Genomic DNA, 12,539 nt, shown 5'->3' on the forward strand with positions numbered 1-12,539 from the left:
CGGAAAACAAACTCTCGGTGAACGTGTCGGCGCCGCGCATGATCTCCAGTGGGCAAGTGGTGGTTCATCTATCAACGCTTCACGAACTCTGCGCGATGACGTGTTTCAGCGGTACTTCAGCAACCTGTTAGGTTGAAAACTCGGACAAGCGGAGCCAAGCCGAATGCAGATGTTGACGCACGCTGGATAGAAATCCCGAATCAGGAGGTCCATTCCGGAAACGAACTCACGGAATATTCCCGCCATCGTGTGGTCTGCAACTGGCTTCTGGCCGAGTTGATCGAAGATCTGTCGCCGCAGTTCGCAGCTCTTTCTGCGGGCACAACGCTTCATTTTGAAGCAGTTTCGTACTGCGCCCTCGAGACCATCGACGTTTCCGACAGACTCGAGAAACTTGTCATCGGCAAGTTCCCGGGTTTGCGAATGATCGCAAAACCGTCGACAGAGCCGTCCTCGGTGTTCCGTACGGATGCGCTACTCGACAGCATGAGGCCAGGTGTCATTCATCTGCTGGTCGCGGTTCAATTGCGCGAAGCTGTAAGCGAGCGCTTGCAGGACGGTGATGCTGAGGCGGGCGTCGCATTACTGTTGGGACATCCAATCATCGCTGAGAAGAAGCCGGAGTCCAGTGCGCTGCTGTTACATCGCCCCGCACGTGGTCGGGCCAATTCCATAGGCGAGACGCTCGAAAACGCGATGCGTTGGGGAAAAGCCACGTCGGCGAATGTTGGCGCTCTCTGGAGTCACGGAATTTCACCGGATATGGAGGTCGCAATCAGGTCATCGTCCCAAATCGACGGAAACAAATCCCGGATTGACTTGAGAACCACCGTTGGGGATTGCGGAGAGGCGGGGGGATGGTTAGCCACCGCACTCGCAGCAGAATTCGCCGCGCGAACCGGCGATCCCCAACTCGTTCTTACGCAGGAAAACCGCGACCTGATCGCGCTGGTGTGCAGAAAACAAGCATGAGTGAGCACAAGTCTGAACCCGTAGCCCTTTTTATCGGCATCGGCATTTGCATTCTATTCGTTGCGCTGGGTCTGACTGTCTGGCTAGAAGGTCCGGCGCACGGATGGACGCAAGAGACACGAATTATTATCGAATTGTGCCTGCTCTCGGGCATGCTCATCGCGCTGATGCTCGTGAAGTACTTCGAGGCCGTCGTGCTCTGGATCGCATCGATGCGCGCGACGCAGTGGTTCGCCCGCTACGATTCGAAAAATAAGCGAGCACGAGGCGCGAGCGAAGACCCGGCATTAGCGCATTTCACTGCACCGGAAAATATTGTTGCGTTGCGCGAAGCGCTCCGCGCCCTCCACGGCCGCCACTGGCGCTACCGCGACCGCTGGCTCCTGCTAACCGGCGACCTCCCCCTGGTAAAACGCCTCGCTCCCGGCCTCGCCGAAACCGGCTACGCCATCACCGGCAACACAGTCCTGCTCTACGCAGCTCAAACCAGCACGACCCTCGATTCCACCTGGCTCACCCAAATCCGCCGCCTGCGCCGCCGCCGGCCGATCGACGCAATCGTCGCGATAACCCGCAACCGCAGCTCAGCCAACTCCCCCTTCGACGCCGACGCGCTCGCCCAACGCCTCGCGTGCCACGCGCGTGCACTGCGCTGGTCTGCGCCTGCCTATCTGCTCAACGTAACGGACTTCAGCACCGAACCGAAGGGCGACGACGAAGCGATCGGCCTAACGTGGTCGAACGCCCGAGTGCATGCGGCCCACATCGACGACTCGCTACAAAACCTCACGCGCCGCCTCGCGGACGCCGGCGTCCTTCGCCTCGCCGACGACAAACACGATCGCTATCCGGCGGAGTTGTCGCAACATATCGAAAGGCATTCCAGCGCGTTGTCGGGACTGGTCGCGCAGACTGCGCATTCGAGGTACTGGCGCCAGACCGTCCACGGCCTTCTGTTCGCGCCGCTCTTCAAGGAGCGCGAACTAGCCCCGCCCGCGACCCCTGACGACGACAAAGACAACGCAGACGAATACCTCGAAGCGGAACGCATCACCCCCCCAAACCGCACGCTCTGGCAAACCATCGCCGACCACAGTCGCAAGCTCCACGGTCACCGCATCGGCTTCTCGCTATCGACCACCGTCGCGTGGACGGCCTCCGCGGCGATCGCGCTATGGATCACCGGCACGATGATCTCGGGTTTCACGAACCGCACAACGATCCACACCGCCGCCGATACGCTAACGAAGCTCGCGGAAGCACCCGACCCAAGCCGATCGATGCAAACGCTCGACACACTCGACAGGCAGATCGACACGCTCGAATCTCACCAGCGTGACGGCGCCCCACGCCTCGCACGCTTCGGCCTGAACCGTGACGCCGCGTTGCTCGACGCCCTATGGCCCAGCTATGAAAACGCCGCCGGCCGCATTCTCGTCGGCCCGATCCGCGAGAAGCTGGAGGCGCGGCTGCATCGGCTTGCGTCACTGACCGACGCCGAGATTGCAAGCGGCGGCAGTGGCGAGGTGCAGGCCGCCTACGACACGCTGCAGACCTACATGATGCTCGCCAGGCCCCAACGCGCGATCGCGGCCTTCCTCGCACCGCAGCTCGCCGCGACGTCCGCACCCGCGCGTCCCGCCAATTCGCCGCTGTCGGCCGGCGCATGGGAGGACCTGCGTCAGCACACCATCGCCTTCTTCGCGAATCATCTAGGCCAGCGTGCCTCGACGAGCGGCTCGTCGCTCGCGATCGTCGCCGACAGCGGTCTGATCTCGGCGACGCGCCAAACGATCATCGGCGTGCGTGGCATCCAGAACTCGACCGACGCGGTCTATCAGCAGATCCTCGACGACGCCAAAGCCAAATACCCGTCCGTGCCGCTCGCGACGCTGCTCGGCGACGCATCGAGCCGCGGTTTATTCGGCACCACGGCCACGGTCCCCGGCGTCTTCACGCGCGCCGCGTGGGAGGAGCGCATCGCAAAAGCGATCGACGACGCGAGCGAGCAGAGCAAGGTCACGGGCGACTGGGTGCTGTCGGACGTCGAAAACAAAACCGAGCCGCCGTCGTCGCTGAAAGCCGAGCTGCGTCAGCGCTATTTCGACGACTACGCGCGCGCATGGTGGCGGTTCCTGAACAGCCTGCGTTGGCAATCGGCACCGTCGCTGTCCGCCACCGCCGATCAGCTAACGCTGCTCGGCGACCCACAGCGCTCGCCGCTCGTGACGCTGATGAACGCGATCGTCTATCAGGCGGGCACTGGCGCGCGCACGCAATCGCTGTCGGACACGCTGGTCAGCAAAGCGCAGCAACTGGTCGGCGCAGACCAAAAAAATCCGTCGAAGCAAACGCAGCCGCCGCTTGCACCGCTCGCAGTCGCGTTCGGGCCGATCCTGCGGCTTGCCGGAAGCGATCTAGCGTCCGGCGTCACGAGGGAGAACGCGAAGTCCGCCGCGCAACTGGCCGCGACCGGCGATCTCAGCGTCGCGCGCTATCTCGAACGCGTGACCGCGATGCGTCTGAAGATCGAGCAGATCGTGTCGAGTCCCGACACCGACGCGATGGCGCGTATCGCCGCGCAGGCGGTGCTGCAGGGCAAGACCTCGGACATCGCCGACAGCCGCGATTACGCAAGCCGCGTTGCCGCGAGTCTCGGCGAGCGGTGGGCCGGCTTCGGCGGGCTGTTCCAGGCGCCGCTCGATCAAACGTGGCAGGTACTGATGCAGCCAGCCGCGGCGAGCCTCAACGAGTTCTGGCGCACGGCGATCGTGGCTGACTGGGACGGCGCGTTCGGCGGCCGTTATCCGTTCGCGGACTCCGACAATGACGCATCGCTGCCGGAAATGGCGCGCTTCATGCGCCCCGACAACGGCGTGATTACGCAGTTCGTCACAACACAACTGGCGGGTGTGGTCGAACGGCAGGGCGATCGCTGGATCGCCGCGCAGGGCACGAGAAACGGCCGCGCATTGACGCTCGATCCGGCGTTCCTCGACGGACTGAACGAAATGACCCGCGCGTCGACGGTGCTGTTCCCGTCCGGCGACGCTCACGTGCGCTACGAATTGCGCGCGGTGCCGACGCCGGGCGTCACCGACATGCGTTTCGTGCTGTCGAGCCGCGAACTGCATTACTTCAACCAGAAGGAAGAGTGGACGCCATTCCTGTGGCCCGGCGATTCGCTCGAAAACCTGTCGCATATCGAATGGCAGACCGAGCACGGCGGCTTGCGCTCGGCACTCGACGCTCAAGGCCGCTTTGGCCTGATCCGTCTACTCGAACGCGCTCAGGTGTCGCAACAGGACGCCGCGCGCTATGTGCTGTCGTGGCAGCCCGACCAGAGCGAGGGCATCCCATTGCGCGTACAGCTGCGCAGCGAGGCTCGCTCGGGCCCGCTCGAAGTGCTCTCGCTGCGTCACTTCAAGCTCCCCGCTCGAATCTTCGTGACCGGCAACCCAAAGAGCGCGCCGAAGCTATCCGAGGCGAACCTGCCGCCGCCATTGCCGCCCGCGGCGCTCAACGCGGCGAAGCACGCGGCCGTGGGCCTGCCGCAAGGTTCGCTGCCGGAGGTTGAATAAATGCTGTCGAGTTTGTTGAAGACGCTGTTCCCGTCGCGCGACGAAGAACAACGCGTACGCGCGCGTCTCGATGCGTGGAGCGCATGGCTTCAGCCGCTGCCCGGCGAGCACGGCTGCGGCCGCGACCCGGGCTATGAAGACCTGTTCTTCGAGTTGCGCGAGGAAACGCAAAAACTCTCCGGTATCGACGACAGCCTGGTCGTCCGCTCGTGCGAGCAGTTGCTGAAGGAGACCGGCAAGGATCTGCGTCTCGCCGGTTACTACGCGGTTGCACGTCTGCGCGCGGACGGTCCTTCCGGCTTCGCGGATGGGCTCGAACTAGCGGCGTCGCTCGTCGAGCGCTTCGGCGAGAATGTGCTCCCCGCGCGCGCCGAGGCGAAGAAGGGCGCGCTCGACATGCTTGCCACCACACGCGTCATCGAACTGCTGGAGCGTCGCGGCGAGTTCGCGACGGCCGACCTCGAACGCGCGATCGCCGCGCTGGATCTGCTCGTCACGCGTACGGCCACGTGGAGCGGCGCCGCTCAGCCGAATCTCGCCGCGCTGATCGCGCGCTTCGAGCAGAACGACGCAGCGTCGCGTGGTAATGAGCTCGATCCGGCAACGTCACCCGTCGCGTCGGGCCGAGCTTTTGCAGGCAGCCCAAACGTATCGATCGCATCGACGCGCGACCTGCTCGACCAGGCCCGCTCAATGGCGCTGTGGCTACGCGACCAGGAGAACGGTTACCTATCGTCTGTGCGGCTGGTCCGCACCGTTCGCTGGGACACGCTGCACGAAGTGCCGCCCGTCGATGCGGCATCACGCACACGTCTGATGCCGCCGCGTGGCGAGCTGCGTCAGCAGATGAAGCGGCTCGTGCTGCAAAAGCAGTGGCATGAGCTGCTCGAACGCGTCGAGGGCGCATTCCTGGAGGGCGTCAATCACCTGTGGTTCGATCTGCAGTATTTCCAGCATGTCGCACTCGATCACGTCGGCGCGCCGTACAGCGCATGGCGTGACCAGTTGCGCGGGGATTTCGCGCTGTTTCTCGAACGCTTGCCTGGCATCGAGCGCCTGGCGTTCAACGACGGCACGCCGTTCGCCGACGACGTATCCCTCGAATGGATCGCGCGCCACGCGGTGGTGCGCAATCTGGAGGCGGGCGAGAGTATTGCGCCGCTGCCGGTAGCGGCCGGCAGCGACGACGAAGGGACCGGCGACTGGCCCGAGATCGAAGCACAGGCGCGCGACCTCGCGGAACAGGACGGCATCGGGGCGGCATTCGCCTGGCTCGACGCGTTGCCGGGCCTCAAGACAGACCGTCATCGCTATCTGCGGCGGCTAGTGATGGCGCGCCTCGCCGATCACGCGGGTCGCGCGGACACCGCGCTCGCACTGTTCACCGAACTGGACACGAGCGCACGGTCGCTGCCGCTCACGCGCTGGGAACCCGCGCTCGTGTTCGAGGTGAAGCAGCAGTTGCTGCGAACGCTGAAGGCGCTGAGCAACCGTAAGGACGCCGACAAACCCGCGCTCGCGCGCCGCATCGGCGAACTGCAAGCCGAGTTGACCGTGCTAGACCCGGCGCGGGCGTTGACCTTCTGACAAGAACACCAAGCATGGAACACGATGACCCCATCCTGCGCTACTACGAAGCCGAAATGCGCTACCTGCGCGAGGCAGGCAAGGAATTCGCGAGCGCGCATCCCGACCGCGCGCGCATGCTGAATCTCGATCGCGTCGGCGATCGCGATCCCTACGTCGAGCGCTTGCACGAAGGTTTTGCGTTTCTGACCGGCCGTCTTCAGCAGAAGCTCGACGATGAATTGCCCGAGTTGACCGAAGGCCTCGTGAGTCTGCTGTGGCCGCACTATCTGCGGATGATTCCGTCGCTGTCGATCGTCGAGCTGTTGCCGCTCGCGGAGAAGCTGCAGCGAACCGAGCTGGTGCCGGCCGGCGTGCCGGTGCGCTCGGCGCCGATCGCGGTGCCGAACGCGGCAGGCGCCGAGGGCGCGACGCCGAAGACCGTGCAATGTCTGTACCGGACCACGCAGCCGGTCACGCTGCAGCCGCTATCGATCACGCACGCGGGGCCCACTGTGCGCCACGACGGCCGCTCGATCGTCCGGCTCGGCTTCGAGCTCGATCAGTCCGCGCGTCGCAAGGAAACGGACCTGTCGCGCGTGCGGCTGTATCTGAATGCCGATCTGCCGACCGCGTTCGCAATGCATCTGGCGCTTACGCGCGAGGTCGAGGCGATCCACTGGCGCATTCCGGAAGTGCGCGATGGCGAAGCGCTGCCGCTCGCCAACGTGACGATCGAGCCGGCCGGTTTCTCTGCCGACGAGCGGCTGTGGCCAAAGGCCGACGCGGCGTTTTCCGGATACCAGTTGCTGCTCGAATACTTCACGTTTCGCGAGAAATTCCTGTTCGTCGATCTGTGCGGACTCGACGTGACGAAGCTGCCGGACAACTCGACGCGCTTCGAACTGGAGATCGTTCTGAAGCGCGCGTATCCGTCCGAGCAGCGATTCAGCGCGGAAAACGTGCGGCTTTTCTGCACGCCGGTGATCAACCTGTTCGAACTCGATGCCGAGCCGATCGAGATCGATCATCACGAAACCGAATACCGCGTGTTGCCCGCTGGTCATCAGGGCGAGCACGTCGAGACCTATTCGGTCGATGCGATCGAGGCGTTCGATCATGACACCGCCGAGCGCTACGAGTACGTGCCGTTCGCGACGTTCCGGCATCGTGGCGGCATGCTGCGGCACGAGGCGCCCGAGCGCTACTTCCACGCGCGCGTGCGGCCCGGCGTCGCGGGTCTGCATGAGACGTGGGTCGTGCTCGGCGGTCACGCCTGGGAGACGATGCATACGCTGCCCGAGGAAAGCCTGTCGCTGCGCGTAACCGGCACGAACGGCATGCTGCCACGCAAGGGCCTGCGCGAAGCGAGCATCGCCGAGTTGGTGACGAGCACGCCGAACCTCTCCGGCGTGAACAATCTCGTCACGCCGACGCTGCCGCTCTATCCGCCGACCGGCGACCGCTTCCAGTGGCGTGTGCTATCGCATCTCGCGCCGAATTTCTACCGATTGGCCGCGCAGCAAGGCGCAACGGGCTCCGTTATGAGTGCATACGCGAACGCTTTCGAGGCGCACAACGAACCGCCGAATCTCGACCCGCTCGTCGGCGCGCTCCTCGCGCGCGCGCCGCGGATGAACTTCATGCAGCTGTGCCGGCTGCTCGAATTGCGGGTTCCGCAGCATGCAGGCTTCGGCACGCGCGATACCGCGGCGCACGAACCGGTACGCTTCCGGCCACGCGCGCGCACCGGTTTTCCGGCGGGCGAGATCGCCGCGGTCGAATTCGACGATGATCCGGACTCCTTCGTCGCTTACACGCGGCCGACGGTTCGCACGACCTTCATGGGACTCTACGGCGTCGACGCGGCGATGCCGTCGCACATGATCGATGAGATCGTGCTTCGCGAAGAAGGGCACGAAGTGGTCGAAGCCTTTCTCGATCAGTTCAATCACCGTTTCGTCACGCTGCTGTATCGCGCGTGGAAGAAGTACCGCTATCCGGAGAGTTTTCGCGCGGGCGGCAGCGATGCGCATTCGCGCAATCTGCTGTGCCTCGCCGGCTTCGGCTGGGGCGACAAGCCTCAACGTGCAGGCTTGCCCGATTCGCGGATGCTCGCGTTGCTCGGCCTGTTGATCCAGCGTACGCGCACGCCCGAAGGGCTCGCGGGCGTAATCGCGCTCGCGGTACCGGGCGTCGATGTACGGGTGGATGAGTTCTTTCCCGCGCGCGCGCGCGTCGGCAAGCCGCAACCGCTGACGGCGTTGGCCGTTCGTGCTGGTGCGACCAACGACAACGGCGCGCGCCGCGGCCTCGGCGGCGGCTATGTGCTCGGCAAGCGGCTTGCGTATCGCAGCCGGGCGGTGCGCGTGACGTTGCGGCCGGCCGATGCCGCCCAGGCGCACGATCTGTTGCCGGGTGCGTGGCTGCATCGCGAGTTGATGGCGTTCGTGCAGTTGTATGTCGGGGTGAAGGCCGACGTGCATCTGCATATGGAAATGTCGTCGCGCGTCGCACCGCTGCCCGCGATCCACGGGGAATCGGCCGGACCCGCGCCGCGCCTCGGCTGGACCACCGTGCTGCCCGCCATGAGCAAACGCCTGATCAACGTCGCGCTCGGGGTTTATCAAGCGTTTCCGAAGCCCGCGGCCAATCCGTACCTGACTCGATCCGCGTGATGAACGACGCGCCCAAAGGACTATTGATGAATCTTCGTTCTACCGTTTCCGCCGTTGCGGCCGTTGCGCTGCTGTCGGCGTGCGGCGCATGGCAAGCCGTGTCGGACGCGTCGTCGAGCGCGTATCATGCGGTGTTTTTCAAGCAGATCAAGGTGCTCGACGTCGATCTGTCCGCGCGCGAAGCGCTGAACCCCGACGACGCCGGTCGCGCGACATCGGTCGCGGTGCGCGTGTATCAGTTGAAGGACCGCAAGGTGTTCGATGGCGCGTCGTACGAGGATCTTCTAAAGAACGACCGCACGCTGCTCGCCCAGGATTTGCAGGCTAGCATGGCATCGGTGCTGAATCCGGGGGCGTCGGCGAGCCTGTCGCAACCGATGCACGCCGATACGAACTATGTGGCGGTCGTCGCGTTCTATCGCAACCCCGGCGACGGGGATGGCTGGAAGTATGTGATCGCGAAGAAGAAGCTCGACGCGAATAAGCCGTTGAAGATCTCGTTGATGGATCAGTTTCTGGTGACGGCGGGCAGTGTGGCTCACGATTGAGTTGAGCCACCGGCTCAATCCTTTCGACCGAGATAGCCCGGCAGTCCCAATGCCAAGTCGCTCTTTGCCAGCTTCAAGGCTTCCTTGAGCAAAGCCGAGAACTTTTCGTCGCTATCGGGCCGCGGCAACATCGCGCGGAAGAAGTCGGCCCAGCGAAATTCTTCCAGCGGGACATTGGTTTTTTCATAGCCGCCGGCATCGCGGACCGCTGCCGCGAGGCTTCGATATTCGTCGTCTTTCAGTTCCCAGACGTGCTGCGCCAGGTCGGAGAAAGGCCGGCGCACCCCTTGCGCATCATACGGAAAGGTCCATCGTTCGTTTTCCATGCTGAGCCAGAACGACGCCCACGTGTACGAGGAAAGATCCCGCACCAGCACGACCGGAACCGAGCGCACGCCAACCTGCCACAGCGCCGCCGCCACATGGTGATGATCGATCGCGAACGGTATGCCTTTCGGTCCGCAGACGATCGGTATCGGCTTTTCGGCTATGGCCATTTGCAGGTCATGGCCGCTCAGCGATCGGTATTGGCGCGCTTTTTCCCGCACCTCGCGCGCGCCGTGGGTCATCTGCGTCGGACGCAGTTCTTCGATTTGCCGCGTGTCCATGCCGGTCTCCCAATACGGATGCACGACGGTCTACGCATATTTCATGCCCCGAAGGCGAGCGGTTGACGACCGAAGCGCGGGCCGTTATTCCTTTTGCGTACGCAGCAATAGAGCAAAACGCTGCATACGGACGACCACGCGGCGCGCATAGCCCTTTCCGCCCCCGCTGTACCGCCACAGCGCGGCGTTGACGTCGCCCCCAGAGGCATCGAGGTAATCGCGCAATATCGACGAGCCGATGCGGATATTGACGATGGGATCGTCGAGTTCCTCGACACTGGCGAATGCCTGCGGATGGGCGGCGGGCAATATCTGCATCAGTCCGCGGGCACCGGCCGCGCTCACCGCACGCGGGTCGAAGCCGGATTCGACAGCCATCACCGACAACAGCAGAACAGGCGACATCGCATAGCGGTCCGCTTCGGTGAGGACGGCTTGTGCAATCTTCAACGAATCGGCAGTCGATAGGCGAAATTGCGCGCGCAGCGCGGCGACGATGTCGTCGGGACTCGACACGGGATGAGCCTCCGTCGCCTCGCGGCCACCGGATGTTTGCGCCTTGGCGTAGTGCAACAGACTGCAAAGTGCGAGGGCCGTCGTCATTAAAGCAAGCCGCAATAATGTGTATCTCCAACGTGCTTTGGCAACGGCATGGTTTGGTGCGTGCATATGATCAGGGATGAGCCCGGATGCAAGCACTGTAGAGACGATATCGTCGAAGTCTTCAAAAAAGATCAGTAGTGCGCGTAAAAATGGTGTAAAGATCCTGAAGATCTGGAGGGAGTCCTAGCGCCGCGCGCACCGTCGAGGATGCCTACGGCGCATCGTCCACACACAGCACCGGATCGCTGACCAGACAATCCGCATCGGATGGGGCAGGCGCACCGCCGCGCGTTTTCAACGATGTCTGCTGCGCGGCGATGCGCAAGCCTTTGGGCAGCAGCACCCACATGCGCAGCCGCTCTTTGGTGTGGCTCGCCTGGGTCTGCGCGGTTCGACCGAAGCCGTAGAAATAGTCCGCTCTGACGGCGCCCTGAATCGCGCCGCCCGAGTCCTGCGCGAGCATCAGGCGGTTGATCGCACCGGGTGCCTGAGGATCGTCACGCGTGGACACGAATACCGGCGCGCCGAGCGGCGTGGTGCGCGGATCGACGGCCACCGAGCGGCCCGCCGACAGCGGCACGCCCAGCGCGCCCAGCGGACCGTTCGGCGAATCGGGAATCGCACGAAAGAACACATAGCTCGGATCGGAAATCGCGAACACAGGGTGAGGTTTCGGCGCATTGGACGTTTGTGCATTGGTTCCGGCTCCAGCCGCATTGCCGGCAGCGTGCCCGCCAGTGGAGCCCGAGACCGCCGGCCTGATCGCGCCTGCATTCGCTGGCGTGGTCGTCGCCAGTGTGAAACCGCGCAGCAACGGTGAGGTCGGTTCGTCGTCGCCGTCGGCAGCCGTTGCGTTGCCGTTGTTGCTCGCGGCGGCCGCGCGGTCGTCGCTGACGTCGACCTCCATCTCCATGCCACGCACGACGAGCTTGCGCGCGCCGGCCGTCGCGTTGCCGTTGCGCGCGAGCGGCGGCAGGAACGGTCGGCCGTTCTGTTCCGCATAGGCGAAGCGGCGAATCGAGCCGTCGCTCATGCGGACCTTGCCCGCACCTTGCAGCTGCATCGAGTACAGCATCACCGGGTCGTCGACATACGCGAGGATCGGCGCCTTCAGTGCGCCGCGCTCGATCTCGGCGCGGGTGTAGTACGGCACGATGCGCCCGCCGTCGAGCCGCAGGCGGATCTTCTTGTCGCGGATATCCGGCACGCTATCGCGCAGGTCCAGCGCGTAGACGCCCTTGAGGTCGCCAGTCGTTGCATCGCTGAGCGGGATCACGTTACGTCCATCGATGCGCGCCGCGCTCACGCCGCCGCGCGCGCGGTCCGGCAAGCGCCGCGCATCGAGGTAGAGCATGTCGGCCGGCGTGCCGTAGACCGGATAAAGGTAGGCGCCGCCGTACTGCTGGCTGCCGTTGAGCAGCGGCTCGTAGTAGCCGGTCATCGTGCCGTCGAGCGAACGGTCGGGATTGCGGATCTGGTACGCGTTGAAATACGTTTCGAAGAAACGCCGGATCGCCGCGACGTTGCCAACGTCCACAGCTCGCGCAGCATTGCACGGCTCCGACCAGCCGCTGCGCGCGCCGAGCACGGTGCAACTGCGGCGAAACGCTTCCCACGACGCGGTGACGTCGTCCGTATCCCAGCCGGGGAGATCGGCGAAAGCGGTCGGCTCGTAGTAGGCGTGGCGCGTCGCGAAGCCGCCGCTCGACTCGGTCCTCGGTCGCGGGTTATCGGAGCCGGTGGAGGTGCCCGGTGCCGTCGCTTGTGTCGTTGCGGGAGCGGGCGTAGCAGCTGGTACGGTTGGCGGCGCGGTTCGCGATGCCTGCGCCGTTGGCGCAACCTGCTCGACCGGCGATGCCCCTGCATGGCTCGCGTCCCCCAGGATCACGCTGGTCGCGGGCGTGTTGCCCGCGCAAGCCGCGAGCGTGGCTGTCAGCGCAAGCAGGAGAAGCTGAGCCCTTTGCATGCGGCCTCCTTGCGAAC

The 12,539-nt window shown here is 64.5% G+C and carries 8 protein-coding genes; 5 read left to right on the plus strand and 3 right to left on the minus strand.

The features are described from left to right. Window positions 1-132: 132 nt before the first annotated feature. The 5 genes from AB3X89_RS02660 to tssJ are packed head-to-tail and all read left to right on the plus strand — an operon-like array spanning window position 133 to window position 9,345. Window positions 133-972: a hypothetical protein gene (locus tag AB3X89_RS02660; RefSeq protein ID WP_368581701.1), complete on the plus strand. Its 840-nt coding sequence runs from the start codon at window positions 133-135 to the stop codon at window positions 970-972. After that, the gene (locus tag AB3X89_RS02665; protein ID WP_368581702.1) at window positions 969-4,553 is read left to right on the plus strand and encodes an ImcF-related family protein; all 3,585 of its coding nucleotides are present in this window, start codon (window positions 969-971) and stop codon (window positions 4,551-4,553) included. Before AB3X89_RS02660 ends, AB3X89_RS02665 begins: the two co-directional genes overlap by 4 nt. Then, window positions 4,554-6,140, plus strand: coding sequence for a type VI secretion system protein TssA (tssA, locus tag AB3X89_RS02670; protein ID WP_368581703.1), 1,587 nt, complete (start codon window positions 4,554-4,556; stop codon window positions 6,138-6,140). A gap of 14 nt (window positions 6,141-6,154) precedes the next feature. Beyond that, window positions 6,155-8,797: a type VI secretion system baseplate subunit TssF gene (gene tssF / locus AB3X89_RS02675; RefSeq protein ID WP_368581704.1), complete on the plus strand. Its 2,643-nt coding sequence runs from the start codon at window positions 6,155-6,157 to the stop codon at window positions 8,795-8,797. 26 nt (window positions 8,798-8,823) lie between these two features. Next, complete coding sequence (gene tssJ / locus AB3X89_RS02680) at window positions 8,824-9,345, plus strand: type VI secretion system lipoprotein TssJ (protein WP_368581705.1); 522 nt, start codon at window positions 8,824-8,826, stop codon at window positions 9,343-9,345. Window positions 9,346-9,359: 14 nt separating this feature from the next. On the opposite strand, the gene AB3X89_RS02685 is transcribed toward tssJ, so the two are convergent. From AB3X89_RS02685 to AB3X89_RS02695, 3 genes are all read right to left on the minus strand, one after another. Beyond that, the gene (locus AB3X89_RS02685) at window positions 9,360-9,953 is read right to left on the minus strand and encodes a ParB-like protein (RefSeq protein WP_368581706.1); all 594 of its coding nucleotides are present in this window, start codon (window positions 9,951-9,953) and stop codon (window positions 9,360-9,362) included. An 84-nt stretch (window positions 9,954-10,037) separates the two neighbouring features. After that, entirely contained in the window at window positions 10,038-10,622 is a 585-nt protein-coding gene (locus tag AB3X89_RS02690) for a transglycosylase SLT domain-containing protein (protein WP_368581707.1), read from the minus strand. Window positions 10,623-10,767: 145 nt separating this feature from the next. Next, window positions 10,768-12,522, minus strand: coding sequence for a murein transglycosylase A (locus AB3X89_RS02695; protein WP_368581708.1), 1,755 nt, complete (start codon window positions 12,520-12,522; stop codon window positions 10,768-10,770). Between the last annotated feature and the right edge of the window lie 17 nt (window positions 12,523-12,539).

Origin of the sequence: Paraburkholderia sp. BR14320, from assembly GCF_040948665.1 — a bacterium.
GTDB classification, from domain to species: Bacteria; Pseudomonadota; Gammaproteobacteria; order Burkholderiales; family Burkholderiaceae; genus Paraburkholderia; species Paraburkholderia youngii.